We start from the raw sequence: 22,607 nt of genomic DNA on the forward strand, positions 1-22,607 counted from the left end.
CTATTCTATTTTAAAGTTGACGGACAAACATATTCCGTTGTTTTTATTCCAGTTTGGCTGATTCCTTTGAAACCCTCTTCCACATTCACTAAATCGTGAATACCACGTGATTTCATAATAGAAGAAGCAATCACAGATCGATATCCACCAGCGCAATACACATAATATTTATGATTGGTGTCTACCTCACTCATGTGTGTATTGATAAAGTCTAATGGGAAAATAGCCGACTCTTCCACGTGTTCTGCCTCAAATTCACTTGGTTTCCTTACGTCAAGCACATCCAAATTGCCCTCACTCATTCTACCTTCAAATTCTTGTGGAGTAATAGATTCCAACGTGTCAGTTTCTTTACCGGCAGCTTCCCAAGCGGCCAAACCACCTTTCAAATACCCTAACGTATTGTCATACCCTACTCTGGACAGACGCGTGACTACTTCTTCTTCACGTCCCTCATCAGCTAAAAACACAATCGGTTGTTTCAAATCTGTAATCAAAGCACCTACCCATGGGGCAAAGTTTCCGTCAATACCAATAAAAATAGAGTTAGGGATATGTCCTTTTACAAAGTCATTTTGGTGACGCGTATCAAGAACCATCGCTCCTTCATGGTTGGCCATGGCTTCGAAAGTCTCTACGTCCAAGGCCACTGTTCCGGTTTCCATCACAGTATCTATACTTTCATAGCCCGACTTGTTCATCATGGCATTTTTAGCAAAATACTGTGGTGGCGGCATAATTCCCTCAGTTACTTCTTTGATAAACTCTTTCTTGCTCATATCTGCTCGCAAGGCGTAGTTTGTTTTCTTTTGATTGCCCAGCGTGTCCCACGTCTCGGACGACATATTTTTACCACATGCCGAACCAGCTCCATGGGCTGGATATACCACCACATGATCTGGCAAAGTCATGATTTTATTTCGTAGACTGTCAAATAAAAAACCTGCAAGATCCTCTTCAGTTAAATCCGATTTCACAGCTAGATCTGGTCTTCCTACATCTCCTATAAACAAAGTATCTCCTGAGAAAATAGCTTTTTCTTTTCCGTCTTCATCTATGAGCAAAAAAGTACTACTCTCCATGGTATGTCCAGGCGTGTGCAGCAATTTAATTTTTGCTTTTCCCACCTCGAAAATTTCATCATCAGTTCCAATATAGCTATCAAACTCGGTAGTCGCTGTTGGACCAAATACAATTTCGGCTCCTGTCTTCTTTGCCAAGTCTACATGACCTGAAACGAAATCTGCGTGAAAGTGAGTTTCAAAGATGTATTTTATGGTTGCTCCATTCTCCTTCGCCTTTTCTATATAAGAATCAACTTCTCTCAAGGGGTCAATAATAACTGCTTCATTTCCACTTTGAATGTAGTAAGCACCTTGTGCAAGGCAACCTGTGTATATCTGTTCTATTTTCATAGTAATTCCTTTTTGGATATCTTATTGCAAATGTACGCTAGTCAAAACTATGGGTTTGTAACTTTTGTCACACGAAGATAAAATAACCTTTTGGAAACGGCAGGAAAACCCTACACCAAATCAACAGCCTTTCAATTCTTAAGTTCATCGAATATTACAGTCATAGCATCAATAATATGCATTAAAAAGAGATTATTATTAGCTCAGTCCAAGTTGTATTATTTTTTTAGTACTTTTAAATTTTGAAAAAATGAAAGAGACTAAATTATTTCTTCCCTTATTAGCCATTTTCTTGGTAGCCATTCTATTAGGATCTAAAAATAATTTGCAAGCTCAGTGCCCAGCAGATATCACGACTGGAGGGCCTCATACAATTACTTCAGCAATATCTCCTTGTAGTGATTCTGGTGATAGCATGAATGGAACTGAAGACATTACAATAGAAAATGGTGCTACGCTGACTTTGACTGTAACCACTCGGTACAGAGTTAATGGGGCGACTATATTAGTTGAAAACGGTGGCACACTCATTGTCAACGGATCCGGTGGATTATTAGTAATAGTCAATGGAGGCTCCCTAATAGTTGAAGGAGGAACACCAGGGGGATCTCTTCAAACTACAGGCAATCTGAACATTGGTAATCCGGCAGGTTCTAACTCTGGATCCATTCAATTAGATGGAAATGCACAAGTTGGAGGTTCTTTAAACCTAAATGGTATGGGGACAATTAGTGGGTCAGGCACAATTACGGTAACTGAAGATATTAATGACAATGGCGGCGATGATACAGGGTGGACCGGCAATGAATCGTGCTCTGGAACTTGCGATGATTTACCTGTGGAACTCACAAGTTTTACAGGTCAAATAGCGATGGATGGTTCTACACTACTCAATTGGCAAACAGCCAGTGAAATTAACAACAAAGGATTTTATGTTCAAAATAGCTTAGATGGAATATCTTTTGAGAACATCGGGTTTGTGGAGGGATATGGAACTATCAATACTACAAAGAATTATACTTTCCATGCAATTACACCATCGAACTGGTACTACAGATTAAAGCAGATAGATTACGATGGTGCTTTTGAGTACAGTAAAACCATTTATGTATCTGATGAACTTGGACGTCAGTTAGATATTTATCCAAACCCCGTTTCCAATTATATGAAACTGAGAGGCCATTCTGGGCTGGTCAACAAGTTGACAATTACAAATCTGACTGGTCAAACCCTATGGACATCGACTGCTTTAACTTTTGAAGGTTTGGAGAACGAAATCAATGAGTTCTTATCTGACTTAAAACCAAGCATCTATTTGATAAGAATAGACAACGGACGCGAATCATTGGTAAAAAGAATAGAAAAGATATAGTATTCAAATAAAATCAGCAATCAACTCATTGATCTTCTCAGTTTCTGTAAGAAACCCATCATGACCAAATTTGGAATGAATTTCATGATAATAGACATTGATCAAATGATCTGAAATTGTACGTTGTTCTTCTATTGCAAACAATAGATCAGAAGAAATTCCGATTTGTAAGATGGGCGTTTTCAAACGTTCAAGCGTTTCTATCAATCCGCCACGACCTCGTCCTATATCATGACTATCTAACGCCTTAGATAAATTCCACAACATATAACCACTAAAGCCTCGATTCACCAATTTGTCACCTTGGTAGCGGATATAAGATTCCGCTCTGAAATCATCGACTTTCTCCTCAGTATCCGACTGCGTTTGTTCAAATATTCTGTGATTTCGATAAGACAATATACCAATTGCTCTAGATGCTGCCACTCCTTTGGCTCCAGCATTGACAGAATGACCCTTCCAAGTTGCATCCGCTTCTATTGCCAGACGCTGCGTCGCGTGTGTACCTATTCTCCAAGGAGATTCCTTAGGAGCTGTAGCTACCAATATCAACTTCTCAAAAGTATCCGGTTCTTGCACAGCCCATTCAAAAGTCTGAAAGCCACCCATCGACCCACCTATACCAATAGCAATTTTTTTAATCCCTAAATAGTCTCTCAACACTTGATGTGCTTTGACCATATCCCTGATTGTAATCATCGGGAAATCAGAAAAATAAGGTTTACCAGTTTCTGGATTTACTGAATGAGGACCTGTAGTACCATAGGTTGAACCTAAAATATTCGCACAAACAATGAAATGTTTATCTGGGTTGATTGCACAATCAGCATCAAATAGGCCGGGCCACCAATCCAAAGCATCAGAACTAGCTGTAAGCGCATGAAACACCCAAACCACATTGGATTTATCTGAATTCATTTCGCCATAGGTGTGATATGCTATTTCAAGTTGTGGAAGCACGCCACCTCTTTCTAGTTCAAAAGGTTCCTTGTACTGATATATAGAGGCTGTTTGGCTCATAGTAAAATTTGAAGGCGCAAACCTAATAAATGTACCATAATAGTTCACGGTAAGAATCCATTTTAGATACGAACTTCACATATTTGCAAAAAACTGTTAGAATTATTGAAGGCCTTTCTATGAAAAAGTATAAACATTTCGAAACCAACGCCATCAGAACTCAAATTGAAACCACACATGAGAAGGAACATTCCTCGCCCATGTATCTCACTTCTAGTTTCGTATTTGATGATGCCGAAGAAATGCGAGCCACTTTTGCCGAAGAAATAGACCGAAATACTTACAGTCGATTCACCAACCCCAACACCACCGAATTCATTGACAAAATGTGTGCGCTGGAAGGAGCTGAAGCAGGCTATGCCACGGCTACTGGCATGGCGGCTGTATTTTCTACCTTCGCTACGCTATTGAATGCTGGAGATCATTTGCTTTCTTGTCGCTCTATTTTTGGATCTTCGCATTCGGTCATAACCAAATTCCTACCTAAGTACCAAATAGAAAGCACTTATTTGGATCTAGACGATACAGACAGCTGGCAGAGCAAAGTTCAGCCCAACTCCAAAGTCTTATTTTTAGAAACGCCGACTAACCCTGGCATTGAACTCATCGACTTGGAGTTTGCGGGAGCTTTTGCCAAAAAAAACAATTTGATTCTCATTGTAGACAACTGCTTTGCCACGCCCTATTTACAATTACCAATTGAATACGGTGCGGATTTAGTGATACATTCTGCTACCAAATATCTCGATGGTCAAGGCCGTGTCATGGGAGGCATGATCGTAGGCAGAGCAAATTTGATCAAAGAAATTTACACTTTCAGCCGTAGCACAGGACCAGCGCTTTCCCCTTTCAATGCTTGGGTCTTGTCAAAAAGTTTGGAAACCTTAGCCGTTCGAATGGATAAGCACGGCGACAATGCCATAAAATTAGCCGAATGGCTTGAGGCCAATGAGCATGTAGAGTGGGTACGCTATCCTTTCCTACCTTCTCACCCTCAATATGAAATTGCCAAAAAACAAATGAAAAGTGGTGGTGGCATGGTGTGTTTTGGGATCAAAGGAGGTGTAGAAAGAGGTCGTCAATTTCTCAACAGCATAGAAATGTGCAGCCTTACTGCAAACCTCGGAGACACCCGTACGATAGTGACTCATCCAGCTTCTACCACACACGCCCGATTGACGGATGAAGAGAGGGCAGCAACTGGAATCGCTCCAAATCTCATTCGAATTTCTGCTGGTCTAGAGCACATCGAGGATATTATTGCTGACTTGAAGCAGGCTTTTGAAGGGTCTCATCAATAATTTATCTACACATCAATCCTCCCACCCTCCTTATCCAAGGATGAGTATTTATTAATGTCAAATGACTGGCCAGACATTAAATAATCAGTCGTTTGAGGTTTGCTATGAAAGTAGACCATAAAAATATTATTCTCAGGCCAATTGGATTAAGTCACGCTTCTGCTAAATTTAGGAAAACCAAAATCTAAATGAGCGACAAAAGCAAAGATCAGATCAGTGATTGGCTCAACAAACTGGAGCGCGAAAGTTGGCAGCTTGAACTGCTTGTATCTGCATTCACCATTTTTTTATTGATACAAGCTACCATTTCATTTGAGGGGTTCATTACTGAGTTAGAGTATCAATTCGATTTTAGATCGGGGCAATACAGTATGCTTTACCTATTTATCGGACTGGTATACAAGTCCTTAGAAGCTCTTACATTTTGCTTAATTACTCATTTGATGCTTCGTGGTTTTTGGATTGGAACTATTGGACTTCGTTCCGTTCAGTCAAAGATTAATTTCACTGATCTTAATTACTCTTTTTTTTTTACTGAGCGATTGAAGAAGAAAGTAATCAGCTTGGATCAGTTAGTCATCAAACTAGATGAAATCTGCAGTGTCATTTTTGCCTTTGCTTTTTTAGTCATTTCCATTTTAATGGCCTTCGGTTTATATCTCTTACTCTTCGGGCTAACGGCTCTAGTACTCAACTTCGTCTCAGACATCACTCCTGATTGGCTTGATCCAGCCATTGTCCTTACTGCCCTAGTAGTCTTTCCGGTTTTATTGATTACTGGATTGATCTATATGATCGATTATTTTACACTCGGTTTTTTCAAGAAATTCAAATGGATTGCCAAGGTCTATTACCCCTTTTATCGGTTCTATAATATCATAACGTTGTCTGTACTCAGTAGAAGTATCTACTACTACATGATTAGCAAATTCTCCAAACGCAGAATTCGAATGGTATATACCCTTGTGGGTTTTCTTCTATTTCTTTCCTTAATATTCAAATTTGACCAGCACCAGTATTTTCCGGACAAAACAAATGAATATGTTGTGTCAGCAAATTATTATGATGATCAACGTTCGTCTGACGATTACATCAATCGGGCAAGTATCAGTTCTGATTATTTGGACAAACCTTACTTCAGAGTATTTCTAAGATACGATGCGGCTGACAACCCTGAAATAAAAAAGCATTGTGACGATTTCATCCCTTTAAAAGAAGATGGTCTCAACTGGCGATTTAGCACAAAATTTAAAGACGGAAACTTAAATATAGGAAGTCAACGATTTTCAGATGAAAATTTTGATCAATTGATTAATTGCCTAAGTGATTTCTATCGTCTGTCAATTAATGATTCTGTCTATTCAGACTTGAAGTACCGATTCTATATCCATCCTTCTAAGGATCAAAAGGGAATTATTACAACTATCCCAACAGATCGATTCAAAAAAGGGGAGAATATTTTAAAAATCGAGCAAATCTATCTTGATTCGGAAAAGACACCGGAGTATGAATGGCTCGCTACCATTCCCTTTTGGTACGAGAAATAAATCAGGCCTTCACTGCTGCCAGTTGACTGTCAGGTGTTCCTAGCCACTTGAGCATTTTTGTGTGCTCACTTAGTGTTTCAAAGAAACCTTTCTTGGCATGATATGGGATGTTAAATTCAGCAGCCGTTTCTTTCACAATCGGAGCGATATTCACATAGTGCACATGACAGATATGTGGAAACAAATGATGCTCTACTTGAAAATTCAAACCACCTCCATACCAAGTCACCAATTTGCTGCCATTAGCAAAATTCACGGAAGTATACAGCTGATGTACAAAACGAGAGTATTTCATTTTGCCATTTTCATCCGGCTCTGGATACTCAACTTCTGGCAATAAATGTGCCGGTTGGAATATGACACCCACTCCCAAACCCGCAGCCAAGTGCATGATGAAATAGCCTAGAAAAATCTCTCCACCAGAATAAGAGGTAAACAATACTGGAATACCAATCACCCATGAGAAATAGATGATCTTTGTTGCAATTAGAATGGCATACTCTTTAGCTACACTTCCTACATTTTTATGTAAAATGCCTTCCTTCTTGTATCTCGTGATTTTCGCAAAATCCTTGATGGTCACCCAAAAGAAAGTACCCAAAGAATAGAAAAACCAGACATACAAGTATTGATATTTATGCACTTTTTTAAGTGGTGTAGCAGGAGAAAACCTAAGTATAGCCTTTGGTTCAATGTCTTCATCGTGGTCTTCGATGTTGGTATAGGTGTGGTGCTTCACATTGTGCTGAATTTTCCAATTCATGGCATTAGCACCTACTAAGTTGAGCGTGTAGCCCATCAGGTTGTTCACCCATTTGTGCTTGGAATAAGAACCATGGTTTCCATCATGCATGATACCCAAACCAATTCCAGCCATTCCCAGCCCCATCAAAATGGCCAACCCTAAAGCGATGTACCAAACTGGCTCAAAATAAATAATGGCTGCAAAAGGAGCAAAAAACAGAGTGAGCATAAAAAAAGTTTTGAAGTACATTTCTCCATTTCCGTATTTTGAGATCCCCTTGGTCTTAAAGTATTCGTTCACTCTTCCATTCAACACCTTAGCAAATTCTTTACAATGAGGATCCTCATTGTTGAAATATATATTTGTTACTTCTGCCATTATAATCTCAATTCTTCGTTTTCACTTTTCCGTATTGCCTTACCAACAAACCGACTCGCAATTTAATTCATTAAACCGAAGATCGTCAGAAATGCATTGATTACTTCCTATGACAAGAATCAGTATGTTTGCCACAATCAAAAAACAATAGCTTACCCATGAGTCCATTATTGGTGTTTTCTGTCATTGCTGGATATTTTATCCTGCTGATGACCATTGCTCATTTCACTTCCAAAAATTCGGACGCCGAATCATTTTTTACAGCCAATAGACAATCTCCTTGGTATTTGGTTGCCTTTGGGATGATTGGTGCTTCGCTTTCGGGAGTTACTTTTATCTCTGTTCCAGGAGAAGTTGGGAATAGCCATTGGGCGTATTTTCAAATGGTGATTGGTTATCTGTTGGGTTATTTTGTAATTGCTACGGTCTTGCTGCCGCTATATTATAAAATGAATCTGGTTTCCATTTATCAATATTTGGATTCCAGGTTTGGCAAAAGTGCCTACAAAACCGGTGCTTTCTTCTTTCTTATTTCAAGAGTTATAGGCGCTTCCTTCAGGTTATTTTTAGTTGCCACAGTCTTACAGATTGCCTTTTTCGATGCGTTCAATATTCCATTCTCTGTTTCTGTATTTGCAACGATCGCATTGATCTGGCTCTATACTTTCAAGGGCGGAATAAAGACCATCGTTTGGACAGATACACTTCAAACGCTATTTATGCTTCTAGCCGTAGGCATCAGTATTTCTATAATTGGTAGTCAGCTGGACTTGTCTTTTGGAGGTTTGATGCAAGTGGTTCAATCCAGCGAATTATCAGACACATTCATTTGGGACTGGCAAGCTCCCCGTAACTTTTTCAAACAATTTTTTGCAGGAGCTTTCATTGCCATAGTCATGACTGGGTTGGATCAGGACATGATGCAAAAGAATTTGACTTGTCGATCACTAGGCGACGCCCAGAAGAATGTATTCTGGTTTAGCGTAGTTTTGATTTTTGCCAATCTTCTATTTCTTTCTTTAGGCGTTCTACTTTATCATTTCGTAGAAATCAATCAAATTGATTTAACCAATACCACTGATGCGCTTTTTCCTTATTTGGCTTTAAATCATTTCGGCATTTTTGGTGGCGTTGTGTTTTTACTAGGTGTAACTGCTGCTGCGTACTCAAGTGCTGATTCTGCTTTGACAGCTTTGACGACCTCCTTCTATATTGACTTTCTGGACAAAGATCCGAGCAAAAGCGATAGCAAAAACAGGATGCTTGTTCATCTTGGCTTTTCTGTTTTGATTTTTTTAGTCATTCTGATTTTTCAGGCCATCAATGACGACAGTGTGATCAACTCAGTTTTCCGTGTTGCAGGCTATACTTATGGCCCACTACTTGGTTTGTATGCTTTCGGGTTATTTACCAAAAATAAGGTCGAAGATCAATGGATTCCGATAGTTTGCGTTGCCGCTCCGATACTGACCTATATCATTAATGAAAACTCCATGGAGTGGCTTGGAGGTTACAAATTCGGTTTTGAACTGCTCTTATTAAATGGACTTTTAACTTTCATCGGACTCATAGCCCTAATCAAAAAATCATAATTCGAGCTCCAAAGCTGGATCCCAAAAGTGCGTTTTGAAGTTTTGGATTTTGTCTTTGATAATAGTCAATCCTTCAGCCTCCAGTTTTTCCTGCATCAATGACGGTGTCGCAAAATGCATTTTGCCTGTGAGCAAACCTTGTGCATTCACTACTCTATGAGCGGGCACATCATGCTGACCATGAGCCGCATTCATCGCCCAGCCTACCATTCTCGCACTCAATCCGGAACCCAAATATTTCCCAATCGCACCATAATTGGTCACCCTTCCTTCTGGGATGAGTTTTACGACTTCATAGACGTCATTGAAAAACGAGTGTTCTTTCATGGTAGAATAAATCTCCAAATTACAATAAACAAATCACAAGTCTTGTCATTTCGACCGGTGGGAGAAATTTTATCATTCTGCGTTACGCTAATGAGATTTCTCCGCTGCGCTACGAAATGACAATATTGTTTTGAGCATTCACTCTCACTTATAAATCCCAGCCTTATTCATCGCTCGCTGAAATTTCTCTGCGTTTCGATTGTGATCGATTAAGTTGGTGGCAAAATTATGCCTCCCAGAAAAGTCTTCCTTAGCACACATATATAAATATTTGTGTTTGTCGTAATTCAATACTGCATCCAAAGAATTGATATTCGGCATATTGATTGGTCCCGGAGGCAAACCAGCGTTCAAATAGGTGTTGTAAGGAGAATTTATTTTTTTGTGCTTGTTCAATACTCGACGAATTTCAAAATCTCCACTAGCAAATACCAAAGTAGGATCCGCCATCAAAGGAATACCTCTGCGAATTCTATTATAATAAAGTCCAGCCACCACTTTTAACTCATCGCTTTGGATCGTTTCGGCTTGAACGATAGACGCTAAAACCGAAATTTCTTTAGGTGTTAGTCCCATTTTTGCTGCTTTCGCCAAACGCTCTTCATTCCAAAATTTATCATATTCCTTTTTGAGGCGACCAAGTAAATTCTCCGGATTGGTAGTCCACCACATTTTGTAGGTATTTGGAATAAACATCCCAATAAAATTCAAACTATCAAATCCTAGTAATTGCTGAATGGAATCATTGAGAATTAGCTCAGCCAATTGCTCTTCAGTCATTTCCAGGTTTCTGGTGAGCTTTTCTGGCAAATCAGCCAATAATCGTGCATTGTTGAAAGTCACATTCACTTCCGTTTGATCCCCAGACCGAAGCATTCGAATGACCTGGATATTTGTCATTTCTGGTTCGATCAGATACAGCCCTGGTTTTACGAGTTTATCATAATCCATCATCTTAGACAAGAAACTGAATGACACCAAATCATTCACGTAACGGCCACTGTACAATTGATTCTGTACATCTTTAAAGGATGATCCTGTACGAATCATCAGTGGCTTTGAATCCTGCTCTACCAAAAAATTCGGAGAATAGATCATCTGCCAAAAGTAAAATCCAAAAGAGGAAAGCATCATGGAGAAAGCCACAATTGCCGAGCCCAATACTATTTTCTTTTTATCCATCGGCGGCAAAAGTAATTATTTAGAATAATCTTGAACCATTTGTTTTAAATTTAGCCTCGAAATCATGGAGACACAACTCATCAAGCTATACGAGGAAAACCCCGACCCTCAAAAAATAGACACCATTGTAAAAACACTTAAAAATGGAGGGGTGATCATTTATCCCACTGACACGGTGTATGGCATGGGTTGCAGTATTTTTAATACCAAGGCCATTGATAAAATTAGAAGACTTAAGCAAATCAAAGGAAAATCGAATTTCTCTTTTATCTGCTATGACTTGAGCCACATTTCAGAGTATACCAAATCTTTGCCAAATCCAGTCTTCAAGCTCATGAAAAAGGCCTTACCTGGTCCATTTACCTTCATTCTCAATGCCAGCAACAAGGTCCCGAAATTGCTGAATGCATCAAAAAAAACCGTTGGTATCAGAGTCCCAAACAATAATATTCCAAGAGAAATTGTGAGAGTATTGGGTAATCCGATCATCACCACTTCCATACATGACGACGATGAAGTTTTAGAATATTCAACAGATCCAGAACTCATTTATGAGAAATATGAGGGTCTGGTAGATATCGTCATAGATGGTGGCTACGGAGAAGTGGTGGCCAGTACCGTGGTAGACTGCACTTCTGATGAACCAGAGCTGGTCAGAGAAGGGCTCGGAGATTTGGGGGATTATCTATGAAAACACTAATAGAGAGCCAATATTTCCCCTGTTTAGAGTATTTCAGTGTTATCAAAAACCGAAAGGAAGTTTGGATTGAAACCAAAGAACACTTCGTCAAACAGACTTATCGTAATCGCTGTTACATATTAGACGCGAACCGAATTTTACCTCTGGCCATTCCAATGATCGGTGGAAATAAGAATATTCCCATGGACGAAATCAAAATCGATTATGGACAAAAGTGGCTCAACAACCATTGGCGAGCTATCATCTCAGCCTACAACAAATCCCCTTTTTTTGAATTTTATGAGCCCTATCTCCATAAAATTTTATTCAAAAAACACGAAACGCTTTTAGCTTTAAACAACGAAGTGCTGACATTCTGTCTCAAAGTGCTCAATATTGACGCCAAGATAAAATACACATCCACCTATGAAAAAGGGCCATTCGACGAAATGGAGGATATTCGTTCGGTAATCCATCCCAAATCAGATTATATTTGCAGAGCGTATTTCACGCCAATTCCGTATCAACAATTGTTTGGTAGCAAATTTGCAGCTAACCTGAGTATTCTGGATTTACTCAGCTGCGTTGGGCCGGATGCAAACAAATACTTATAAATTCTAAAGTCAGGAAACGAAACAATTAATTATTTCGTTTTTGGATTAATGTTTAGATTTTATAAGATTAAAATTTATTTTTACTACACACTAAGTAGCATATGGAAGCAAAGTTTTCAAATAGGGTAAAGGAAGTCATTTCGCTGAGCAGAGAAGAAGCGTTGAGACTGGGTCATGATTATATCGGAACTGAGCATCTGATATTAGGCATGATCCGCGAAGGAGAAGGAGTAGCAGTGAGCTTATTGAAAAAACTAGGTGTGTCTTTGGACGAGCTGAGAGCTTCTATAGAAAAGGCGACTAAAGGTTCTGCCACAAACAATGTGAAGAACTTAGCCAACATTCCACTTACTCGCCAATCAGAGAAAGTTTTAAAGATCACTTACCTAGAAGCAAAAATCTTCAAGAGTCATTTGATTGGCACCGAGCATTTGTTGCTTTCTATTTTAAGAGATGAAGATAATATTGGCACTCAGATATTGGACAAATTTGATGTGGCCTACGATGTAGTGAAAGAACTACTAGAATATCAAACCGAGCATCCAATGGGATCGTCTGATACGGACGAACCGGACGAAGACTCCTCTAGACTCTTTGGTTCTGGAAGCGGTGCTGGAGGAGGTTCCTCATCGAGCAAAGAATCAGCCAAAGGTGGCGATAAGTCAAGAACACCTGTTTTAGACAACTTTGGGCGTGATTTGACGAAAATGGCTGAAGATGACGCTTTGGATCCTATCGTTGGTCGTGATAAAGAAATTGAGCGAGTCGCTCAGGTATTGAGTCGAAGAAAGAAAAATAATCCTATTCTGATTGGAGAGCCTGGTGTAGGTAAAACTGCCATTGCGGAAGGTCTAGCCCTACGAATCATTCAGAAAAAAGTATCTCGTGTATTGTTTGGCAAAAGAGTGGTCACACTTGATTTGGCCTCATTAGTTGCAGGCACAAAATATAGAGGTCAATTCGAGGAAAGAATGAAAGCGGTCATGAATGAGATTGAAAAATCTCCTGAAGTGATTCTTTTTATTGACGAATTACACACCATAGTTGGTGCTGGTGGAGCTTCTGGCTCACTAGATGCTTCCAACATGTTTAAACCAGCCTTGGCTCGTGGAGAAATTCAATGCATCGGGGCGACTACGCTGGACGAATACAGACAGTATATAGAAAAAGATGGGGCTTTGGCTCGTAGATTCCAGATCGTAATGGTAGATGCCACGACGCCGGATGAGACCAAGCAGATCTTGAATAATATCAAAGACAAGTACGAAAGTCACCACAATGTGAACTACACAGAAGAGGCGATCGAAGCTTGTGTGAATTTATCAGACCGCTATATCAGCGACAGATTCTTGCCGGACAAGGCCATCGATGTGATGGACGAAGCAGGATCAAGAGTTCACATTAACAATATTTATGTGCCTGACGAAATTGTAAGCCTCGAAGAGTCTATAGAAGACATCAAGGTGCAAAAAAATCAGGTGGTGAAAAGCCAGAAATACGAAGAAGCAGCGCAACTTCGCGACAAAGAGAAAAAACTCATCGAGCAACTGGAAACAGCTAAAGCGAAATGGGAAGAAGAGACCAAGTCTCAACGATTCACAGTAGACGAAGACAGCGTGGCTGAAGTAATCGCCATGATGACTGGTGTGCCGGCCAAGCGTGTTGCTCAGAAAGAAAGCAACAAGTTGCTCGGCATGAAAGATGATCTTAAGAAAAAGATCATTGGTCAAGATGAGATTATTGAGAAATTGGCGAAAGCCATTCAGCGGACCAGAGTAGGCTTGAAAGATCCAAAGAAACCCATCGGTTCATTTGTATTCTTGGGTCCTACTGGCGTAGGTAAAACTGAGCTGGCGAAAGTGCTTTCACAATATCTATTCGATAAAGATGATGCGCTCGTAAGAATCGACATGAGTGAGTATATGGAGAAATTCTCTGTATCGAGACTCGTAGGAGCACCTCCAGGATACGTGGGATACGAAGAAGGTGGTCAGTTGACTGAGAAAGTAAGAAGAAAGCCATATAGCGTGGTGCTATTGGATGAGATCGAAAAAGCGCACCCTGATGTATTCAACATCTTGCTACAAGTGCTCGACGATGGAATTCTCACTGATGGTTTGGGACGAAAAGTAGATTTTCGTAATACCATTATCATCATGACTTCAAATATAGGTGTTCGTGACTTGAAAGATTTTGGAGCTGGCATCGGCTTCATGAATAAAAATAAGCAGGACAACTTGGATGAGGTGATGAAGTCAACGATTCAAAGTGCTTTGAAGAAGACTTTCAGTCCGGAGTTCTTGAATAGATTGGATGACGTGATTACTTTCAATTCATTGGAAAGACAGCATATTCACAAGATCATCGATATCACGTTGGATAAGTTGCTAGAGCGAATCATCGACTTGGGCTACAACATCGAATTGACGGATAAAGCCAAGGATTTCTTGTCTGACAAGGGCTACGATTCTCAATACGGTGCAAGGCCACTGAATCGAGCAATCCAGAAGTACTTGGAGGACCCAATCGCTGAGGAGATCCTTAAAGGCGAAGTCGCTGAAGGTGAAACCTTAGTAGCGGATCACAAGGCTAAAGCAGATGAACTAACCATCTCCATAAAGAAGAAAAAAGCTTCTAAGAAAGAGAAGAAAGAAGAGGAGTAGTTGTCATTTAGACCAGCGGGAGAAATATCAATGAGATATCTCGATCCGCTCGTAACAAAATCAAAAAATAGCTCAGGGTTTAAACCTTGAGCTATTTTTTTGTTCACACATATAATGACGTTAAGATCTCTCCTACCGTCGAGATGACATTTTATTTTCACACTCACATTTTTATTGTCATTTCGAACAAGCCGACCAACAGGGAGGTGAAGAGAGTAATCTTATTGAAATTGAAAGACTGGATCGAAAGGCTGTGGAGAATTGTTGGTCACCCCAAAGGCATCCCTTAGGGACAAGACCAAGAATGGCGGAGAATAGCTTACTTTATTTTTTCCAGTATTTCCCAGTAACCAAAATTAAAGTAGAGAAGCAAATAAGCTCGGTAACTTACAAAAAGCAAACTTAATGTCATTGCATTGACATTAAGTTTGAGTTTATCTCGAGATCTGATATTATACTTTGAAAGTATTTGAAAGGAGTTTAAAATGGCAATAATGATTAATGGAATCAGAACCACTAAATACTCCAAAAAAGAAGGAGAATATTGACTCAGAACTTGCGGCAATGCCACGAAAATCATATCAAACAATGAAAAATAGAAAATATTCGCAATGGCAATCCAACCGATGTAATTAGATTTAAATAAACCAAGTATTGCAATAATTATGATTATTAATTGGACGTATCTATTTGAATAAAAAATATATTTCAGACACATCAAAAGTGTAATTTCCACATCCTGATATAGATTAAAATCTATGATAGAATTGTATAAAATATTAGACCAGATAATTGACACTGACAATACTACAAATCCAATAACCAACCGTAAGTCCAAAACACTTTTCATAAATAATGACCATTCGAAAAAGGAGATCATTCTTAATACCCCCCATTATACTTCCTCACAAACCACTCGATAGACACTAAAGTCAACAGCACAAACAAGATCCATTGGAGGTGAATGACAGGGAAGATATCTTCCTGCGAGTGGATGATGCCTTTGAGTTGGAAGTTGTCGATGTCAGAAAGAGGAGTTTGGGTATCAGCGTAAAACTTGCCTTCGGTATTGTATGCTAGCTGTCTGAGCAAGTTGAAGTCTGCAACTTGGTCTAGTTCTTCGAGCTGGAGTTCTTTGACTGAGAATTTGCCATAGACGGTTTCTGTTTTGCCGTTGAGTGTCACCTTCGCTTGGTAGTTGTAAAGTCCGGGTTCGAAGTTGCTGGCTTCTAATTTTGAATAGGCCGAGCTTGGGGTGAAGTTGTATTCTTTTCTGAATCCGTCATCTTTAGATACTACCACTTGCACCTGCTCACCATAGATTCGTTCATAGATCTGATTGTAGATTTCTGCATGGAATTTTACGGTTTGGTTTTCGAAGTAAGTATTGCTCTCAGGGTAGAACTTAAATTTTCTTTTGTCAACCTTGGTACTTAAGTATTGAATGGTTTTCAAGAATAAGTCATCGAATGCGGCTGAAGCATCTGTAGTTGCGAACTCCTGCATGCGCCATTTCCAAATGCCGTCTGCTAGTAAAAAAGCTGACTTCTGTCCATTTTGCTCCATCAGATACAGCAATGGCTTGTCCGTTTGAATACTCCCAACTCTTTGGTATATCAAGACTTCTGCATTGGCAGGTACTACTCCTTCTCCATAGGGCACACTTACTGGAGGAAAACTACGGAAGTTTTCTCGAGCATCTTCATTCAATGAAAACAGATTAAAATCTTCATTGAGCGCCCCAAAGACGACGTCTCTTTTGGCTCCTTTTTGTTTGAAAGTAAATAGTTCCTCTGTTCTACTCGCCATCAAAATATTAGATCTACCTCCAAAGATGAGCAGTGCTGGCACGCCTTGCTCTCTTTGTTTTTGAATCGCTTCATTGGCTTGTTTGTATCGGCTGTAGGCCTGATGTGAAATGACTAAATCGTATTTGTCTTCTTTCAATTCATTAACCCCAGGAATATAGGTAGTCAATTCATAATTTTGATTTTGTTCGATCACAGCCGCCAAAGTTTTGATATCCGGATGAGGAGCTGGAGCGACTAAAAGGATCTTTTGCTTGCCATCGACAACGTCCACAAAAATCCTTCGAAAGTTGTTAGAAGTGACAGATTCACCTTCCAACACTTTAAGTCTAAGGTCTAATTGCTGCATGCCATTTTCGCCTGCTTCTATTTCAAGTTCTATTCTGGAAAGACCTTCATTACTACTCAATTTTAGATTTTGGCTAGCCAGCACTTTTCCATTGCCCCTGATTTCGAGTCTGGCTTCTTTGCCCGCAAATCCATGATTGACCACTTCTGCTACTACTGGAAACTTGTTGCCCTGATAGGCAATCTTGTTGTACAACACATTCTGCAACACCAAATCTTGCTTCTGCAACGTATCCCCTACACCAATCGCATACACAGGATAATTGTATGGAAAAAAGGCCGGAGATGTGCCTTGGTTGTATTTGCCATCAGAGATGAGATATACACCACCCAAGTTTTTGCCCTCATAATTAGACTGCATATCTCTCAACCACCGATCCAGATTTGTGATTTTCTGATCAAATATAATTTGACTTACCTGAGCAGGTTTGTCGTCCAGGGTGTGAATAAACACCTCATAATTTTTAGCTTCAAGCTTTGTTTTTAGTTCGCCTGCATCTGCCAATAGTTTTTGCTGCGCCACAGAATCCAATCCTTGGATCATCGAGGTGGAATTGTCTACCGCTAAAACAAAAGAAGGCTGCTCTACCTCATTCACCAATTGGTTCAATAATGGATTAAGGAGCAGAATTAGTAAAACGAAGATTAAAAGAAACCTTAAACTTGTCAGCAGCCAATTAGTCCATCCATTCCAAGGCGACTTTTTGGTATAAACCAAATAGGAAATGGCTGCTGCGATAAGCAGGCACAGTGGCACGTACCAAATGGATTGTTCAAAAGTTAATTCAGGCAATTTCTAAACTTCTAATGGAAAGAGTACTAACGAAAAAATGAAGATAATGATTGGTAGTGGAAAAGAAAAGGGGGTGGGCTTTATTAAATGTAACACGTCGTCATAGCCCTGTTTATCAGGGCTATCCCTTTCGGCTTGCAGCATGACCCAAAGAGGCAGTCATTTAACAGACGGATCACCCGGACTACCGCCGGGTGATGACGACTGCTAGATATTTTCTCTTACGTCAACATCGCTCCATCCACCTGGATCACCTGACCTGAGATGTATGTAGACTGATCGCCACCTAAGAACACGCAACAATCTGCCACTTCTTCTGGTTGACCTCCTCTTTTCATAGGGATAGCGTCTCTCCAGCCTTGTACCGTTTTTTCATCCAAGGCATCTGTCATGTCCGTTTCAATGAAGCCCGGAGCTACTGCGTTGCATCTAATGTTTCTAGAACCCAATTCCAAAGCCACAGATTTTGTGAATCCAATAATACCTGCTTTAGAAGCCGCGTAGTTCGCCTGACCCGCATTTCCTTTTACACCTACCACAGAAGTAATATTGATGATCGATCCAGCTTTTTGCTTCATGAAAGTTCGAGTAGCTGCCTTTACAGTATTAAAGCAAGATCTCAAATTGATATTGATTACATCATCCCACATCTCAACCGTCATTCTCATTAATAGGTTATCCTTCGTAATCCCAGCATTGTTGACCAAAATATCCAAACTCCCGAAATCCGTTACCACGTTGTTGATCAGTTCTTCAGCTGCGGCAAAATCAGAAGCATCTGAGCGATAACCTTTGGCTTTCACACCTTTGGCTTCCAATTCTTTCACCAAAGCCGCCCCTTTTTCCACACTTGACAAGTAGGTAAATGCTACGTTTGCGCCTTGTTCGGCATATTTCATCGCGATGGCTCGTCCGATACCTTTAGAAGCACCCGTTACCAAAGCAGTTTTCCCTTGTAATAAACCCATGTTTGATTTGATTTGTATCTCGTTAGATTTTCTTAAAGCCTCAAAAGTAATCGCTTTCGCTAAATGTGCCTTATCCACTTCGAAAATATTGGTTTATAAACCACAAATCAGTAAAAACAAAAATCCCACAAGATCTAACTTGTGGGATATCCAACAACATAACCTACCTTTTCTTTACAAAGTCGCTGCTTCCAATTCCTTGGCCGCTGGAAAATCAACTGGAATTTGAGTTGATCCAAACAAGAAGTTACTGATTGTCTTGTCTCCAATAAGCAATACTGTATCTACTAAATTCTCTTTTGTATATCCAGCATTGAAAAACCCATCAATCGCAGTTTGTTCGGGATTACTACGGTTAACTACGGCACTTTTTACATATTTAGCTAGCGCATCCAATTTGGAATCGAATGAAGCCTCTCCTGTTCTGATTTCTAAAATCTCGTCTTCAGTAAATCCATTCATTTTTCCGATAGCCGTATGAGCAGCCTTACAGTAATCGCAGTTATTCACTTCACTAACTACTAAGTTTACTACTTCCTTTTCTTTTCCTGATAGCGAAGTTTTTCTTCCGGACAAAGCCAAATAATCAGCTAGAGCATTTTCTGAATGGGTATAAGTGGCATATAGGTTTGGTACAAATCCAACTTGACTTTTTAGATTGTCAAAAATTGCTTGATTGTTAGCTGATACTTCTTCTCTTGATGGTACGTTAAAGCTTTCCATTTTTTGTTTGTTTATGATTTAAAATTTTAATTTCTAATCATATAAACTGGATAAGTATTGATTGGTAATAGGCTATTATTCCCGAATGATTGTCGATTTTTCCCTATCTAATGTATTATGTTTTTTAAATTCGACAGGCGTGAGGTTTGTGCATTTTTTAAACAATTTATTGAACGATGATACATTTTCGAATCCAAGGTCAAACGCAATTTCTTTGGCCGTTTTATCTGTTTTCAATAATTGACGTCTAGCTTCTATGATCACTCTTTCATGAATCACTTGAAGCGGTGGTTTACTCCCATGTTGTTTAAAAACATTTGACAAAGTTTTAGGTGACTTAAACATCATCTCCGCATAATCAGCCACTTGTTTCAATGACTTATAGTGCTCATCAACTAAGACATTAAACTTCCTGATGGTTTCGGATGACTCATTTGCTACAGAAACACCCAGTGTCTGTGCTCTTGCCAGACGTGTACATTTGATGATGAGTCTTTTCAATAACATTTGAAGCATTTCACCTTGAATGTTGTCCTTATTTTGAAACTCATCTTCAAACACATGAATGAGGGATTGTAAGCTTGACCTTTCTCGTTCGTCCAACGAAATAATAGGCAAATCCCTCGCACCCATAAACAACAGACCATTGCACGAAACTTCATAGTCATGGTCTTTGATGCAATAAAACTCTCGATTGAAGGATATGATGGTAAGCTTTGGAAGCGGCCCTTGAAACTGGACCAAATGTACATAGGTCACTGTGGTCATTTCATTTGAAGCTAAGGAAATAGAGGAACCATCAACGCTGAAAGTTACCTTTTGCAACCCCCGATTCCATATAATATGAATCAATCCTTTTTGTATACTACTATCTTCAACGATCAGTCCGACATTGTCGGTCATTCGAAGTAGGGCATTGAGTTGATTGTCTTTATAATCGAAATACATTTCTTTTCATTTCCTTCTTAAACACATCTTACAAAATTTGGTTCTTTGACTTAGCTTTTCTTGAACGTTTGAATGATAACCACTCACAAAGAAGTCAGACCAAATAGAACCTTTTGCTTGTATATCAGTTAAAAAAGCAAGATTTTAGCAATCGATCCAATGGATCTGCTATTAGAAAAAGTAAAATGCGACGAAAGAAAATTACAGATACTGCGATAAACACGCTGATCATGCTGCTCATGGTCACTTTTGTGATTTCTTCTGTTTTTCCAGATTACTCTCTCGAACGACAAACAGTCAACATGGAAGAAGCCGATTTAGATGGTGAAGAATCCAGTGAAGAGAAAAAGGAAAATAAAGAGCAAAAAGAAAACTTTCAACAAGACGTTGCTCACGGTAACAGCATGCTTTTTATACAACAGGGCAAACTCAGTCATTTACTAAATGTACTAACCCTACAAGAACTTTGCCTACCAGTAATCACCCCTCCCCCAGATCAATTGACTGCTGACTGTTAAGTCAACTATTATTATCCCTTAAGCTAAAGTCAATTGTTCAATCAGACTCAAAGAGTCTAATCTTTTACGCATCATGAAGAAATCAGGAAATCATGGATTTTTCGATCACTTGGGTAGTGATCTTCCGGCCAGTTTGGTCGTGTTTTTAGTTGCTGTTCCGCTTTGTTTAGGAATTGCCTTGGCGTCAGGAGCGCCATTATTTTCAGGAATTATTGCTGGGATTGTTGGTGGTATCGTTGTAGCGCTGATCAGTAAATCTCAACTTGGAGTAAGTGGGCCAGCAGCGGGTCTGGCGGTTATTGTATTGACTGCCATTGGCGATATGGGTAGCTTCGAAAATTTTTTAGCGGCTGTTGTAATTGCTGGGATTTTTCAAATACTGCTTGGTATTTTCAAAACGGGAGTTTTTGCTTATTACCTGCCTTCATCAGTCATCAAAGGGATGTTATCTGGAATTGGCGTTATTATTATTCTTAAGCAAATTCCTCATGCCTTTGGATATGATGCAGATCCAGAAGGAGACATGGACTTCTTCCAGCCAGATGGTCACAATACCTTCTCCGAATTATTTTATGCCTGGGAAAATATCACGCCGGGTGCTTTGGTAATCAGCGTCGTAGGATTGGCCATTCTTATTCTTTGGGAACAACCTATCATCAAAAAATTCAGCTTTTCTAAAATATTAAATGGTCCGCTTTTGGCCGTTGCAACAGGAATAGGTTTAAATCTCTTTTTCGAAGGAAACGAATACTTTTCTTTGCATGGAGATCATGTAGTAAATATACCTGTCAATGAGAGTCTGAATGATTTTCTTGGTCAATTTACTTCACCAAATTTCGCTGTATTGGCCAATAAAAAAACATACGTAGTTGCTCTAACCATTGCAATTATTGCAAGTATCGAGACTTTGCTTAGTGTGGAAGCCGCAGATAAGATGGACCCTGAAAGACGTATCACTCCTACAAATAGAGAGTTGATTGCACAGGGTATTGGAAATTCTATTTCTGGTTTAATTGGTGGCCTCCCTGTTACTCAGGTTATTGTAAGAAGTTCTGCCAACGTACAATCTGGTGGCAAAACGAGAGCCTCTGCATTTTTTCATGGTGTTATGCTTTTAGTATGTGTCGTGGCCATCCCTCACATTTTGAATTTGATACCGCTAGCTAGTTTGGCTGCGGTGCTTTTAGTAGTGGGTTATAAATTAGTAAAGCCGGCTATTTTTAAAGCAATGTATAAAACTGGGCATTCTCAGTTTTATTCCTACATTGTTACCATAGTGGCCATCGTACTTACAGATTTGCTTACAGGTATCGGGCTTGGCTTGGCTGTTGCAATGGTGTTTATACTTTGGAATAACTTCAAAACACCTTATCACTTCGATCCAGATGAAATCAAAGAAGGTGAGCCAATTAAAATTGATTTATCCGAAGATGTGAGTTTTTTGAATAAAGCTGGTTTCATCAAAACTTTTGGGCTTATTCCCGAAAATTCGCATGTGATCATAGATGCCACACGTAACAAAGACATTCACTGGGATGTATTGGAAGTGATTGATGACTTTAAAATCAACGCAAAGTCTAAGGGCATCAAACTTGAATTAGTAGGATTCAAAAACGAAAACTCCGACAATGTAGTTGAAGAACTAGAGTCAGTGGTAAAATAATCT

At 39.5% G+C, this 22,607-nt stretch carries 18 protein-coding genes; 9 read left to right on the forward strand and 9 right to left on the reverse strand.

Going from position 1 to position 22,607, the window contains the following annotated elements; genetic code table 11:
• Positions 1-5 precede the first annotated feature (5 nt).
• The gene (locus tag ABJH98_RS01470; protein WP_348305834.1) at positions 6-1,415 is read right to left on the reverse strand and encodes an MBL fold metallo-hydrolase; all 1,410 of its coding nucleotides are present in this window, start codon (positions 1,413-1,415) and stop codon (positions 6-8) included.
• 250 nt (positions 1,416-1,665) lie between these two features.
• Here ABJH98_RS01470 and ABJH98_RS01475 point away from each other — a divergent pair, with 250 nt between their 5' ends.
• On the forward strand, positions 1,666-2,787 hold the full coding sequence (locus ABJH98_RS01475) for a T9SS type A sorting domain-containing protein (RefSeq protein WP_348305835.1): 1,122 nt from the start codon (positions 1,666-1,668) through the stop codon (positions 2,785-2,787).
• Between the two features lie 3 nt (positions 2,788-2,790).
• On the opposite strand, the gene metX is transcribed toward ABJH98_RS01475, so the two are convergent.
• On the reverse strand, positions 2,791-3,807 hold the full coding sequence (gene metX / locus ABJH98_RS01480; RefSeq protein ID WP_348305836.1) for a homoserine O-acetyltransferase: 1,017 nt from the start codon (positions 3,805-3,807) through the stop codon (positions 2,791-2,793).
• A gap of 119 nt (positions 3,808-3,926) precedes the next feature.
• Here metX and ABJH98_RS01485 point away from each other — a divergent pair, with 119 nt between their 5' ends.
• Positions 3,927-5,108, forward strand: coding sequence for an aminotransferase class I/II-fold pyridoxal phosphate-dependent enzyme (locus ABJH98_RS01485; protein WP_348305837.1), 1,182 nt, complete (start codon positions 3,927-3,929; stop codon positions 5,106-5,108).
• 188 nt (positions 5,109-5,296) lie between these two features.
• Complete coding sequence (locus ABJH98_RS01490) at positions 5,297-6,655, forward strand: hypothetical protein (RefSeq protein WP_348305838.1); 1,359 nt, start codon at positions 5,297-5,299, stop codon at positions 6,653-6,655.
• A gap of 1 nt (position 6,656) precedes the next feature.
• Here ABJH98_RS01490 and ABJH98_RS01495 read toward each other — a convergent pair whose 3' ends face one another.
• Positions 6,657-7,778: an acyl-CoA desaturase gene (locus ABJH98_RS01495; RefSeq protein ID WP_348305839.1), complete on the reverse strand. Its 1,122-nt coding sequence runs from the start codon at positions 7,776-7,778 to the stop codon at positions 6,657-6,659.
• A gap of 158 nt (positions 7,779-7,936) precedes the next feature.
• Here ABJH98_RS01495 and ABJH98_RS01500 point away from each other — a divergent pair, with 158 nt between their 5' ends.
• The gene (locus tag ABJH98_RS01500) at positions 7,937-9,370 is read left to right on the forward strand and encodes a sodium:solute symporter (RefSeq protein WP_348305840.1); all 1,434 of its coding nucleotides are present in this window, start codon (positions 7,937-7,939) and stop codon (positions 9,368-9,370) included.
• Here the strand turns inward: ABJH98_RS01500 and ABJH98_RS01505 are convergent.
• Positions 9,365-9,697, reverse strand: coding sequence for an MGMT family protein (locus tag ABJH98_RS01505; protein ID WP_348305841.1), 333 nt, complete (start codon positions 9,695-9,697; stop codon positions 9,365-9,367). The two genes, ABJH98_RS01500 and ABJH98_RS01505, sit on opposite strands and share 6 nt — an antisense overlap.
• Before the next feature lie 144 nt (positions 9,698-9,841).
• Positions 9,842-10,879, reverse strand: coding sequence for an endolytic transglycosylase MltG (gene mltG / locus ABJH98_RS01510; protein WP_348305842.1), 1,038 nt, complete (start codon positions 10,877-10,879; stop codon positions 9,842-9,844).
• A 64-nt stretch (positions 10,880-10,943) separates the two neighbouring features.
• Here mltG and ABJH98_RS01515 point away from each other — a divergent pair, with 64 nt between their 5' ends.
• The 3 genes from ABJH98_RS01515 (at position 10,944) to ABJH98_RS01525 (ending at position 14,835) form a co-directional block, all read left to right on the forward strand.
• Complete coding sequence (locus ABJH98_RS01515; RefSeq protein ID WP_348305843.1) at positions 10,944-11,570, forward strand: L-threonylcarbamoyladenylate synthase; 627 nt, start codon at positions 10,944-10,946, stop codon at positions 11,568-11,570.
• Positions 11,567-12,172, forward strand: coding sequence for a WbqC family protein (locus tag ABJH98_RS01520; RefSeq protein ID WP_348305844.1), 606 nt, complete (start codon positions 11,567-11,569; stop codon positions 12,170-12,172). Before ABJH98_RS01515 ends, ABJH98_RS01520 begins: the two co-directional genes overlap by 4 nt.
• Positions 12,173-12,273: 101 nt before the next feature.
• Positions 12,274-14,835, forward strand: coding sequence for an ATP-dependent Clp protease ATP-binding subunit (locus ABJH98_RS01525; protein WP_348305845.1), 2,562 nt, complete (start codon positions 12,274-12,276; stop codon positions 14,833-14,835).
• 882 nt (positions 14,836-15,717) lie between these two features.
• Here the strand turns inward: ABJH98_RS01525 and ABJH98_RS01530 are convergent.
• The 4 genes from ABJH98_RS01530 to ABJH98_RS01545 form a co-directional block, all read right to left on the reverse strand.
• Positions 15,718-17,784: a VWA domain-containing protein gene (locus ABJH98_RS01530; RefSeq protein ID WP_348305846.1), complete on the reverse strand. Its 2,067-nt coding sequence runs from the start codon at positions 17,782-17,784 to the stop codon at positions 15,718-15,720.
• Between the two features lie 221 nt (positions 17,785-18,005).
• Positions 18,006-18,752 (reverse strand): 3-oxoacyl-[acyl-carrier-protein] reductase, encoded by a 747-nt coding sequence (fabG, locus tag ABJH98_RS01535; RefSeq protein WP_348305847.1) that lies wholly within the window; start codon positions 18,750-18,752, stop codon positions 18,006-18,008.
• 174 nt (positions 18,753-18,926) lie between these two features.
• Positions 18,927-19,475 (reverse strand): carboxymuconolactone decarboxylase family protein, encoded by a 549-nt coding sequence (locus tag ABJH98_RS01540; protein WP_348305848.1) that lies wholly within the window; start codon positions 19,473-19,475, stop codon positions 18,927-18,929.
• A 75-nt stretch (positions 19,476-19,550) separates the two neighbouring features.
• Positions 19,551-20,423, reverse strand: coding sequence for a helix-turn-helix domain-containing protein (locus tag ABJH98_RS01545; RefSeq protein WP_348305849.1), 873 nt, complete (start codon positions 20,421-20,423; stop codon positions 19,551-19,553).
• A gap of 185 nt (positions 20,424-20,608) precedes the next feature.
• On the opposite strand from ABJH98_RS01545, the gene ABJH98_RS01550 reads away from it, so the two are divergent.
• Positions 20,609-20,941 (forward strand): hypothetical protein, encoded by a 333-nt coding sequence (locus ABJH98_RS01550; protein ID WP_348305850.1) that lies wholly within the window; start codon positions 20,609-20,611, stop codon positions 20,939-20,941.
• A 73-nt stretch (positions 20,942-21,014) separates the two neighbouring features.
• Complete coding sequence (locus tag ABJH98_RS01555; RefSeq protein WP_348305851.1) at positions 21,015-22,604, forward strand: SulP family inorganic anion transporter; 1,590 nt, start codon at positions 21,015-21,017, stop codon at positions 22,602-22,604.
• The last annotated feature ends 3 nt before the right edge of the window (positions 22,605-22,607 follow it).

Origin of the sequence: Reichenbachiella sp. (genome assembly GCF_039969095.1) — a bacterium.
GTDB lineage: Bacteria > Bacteroidota > Bacteroidia > Cytophagales > Cyclobacteriaceae > Reichenbachiella.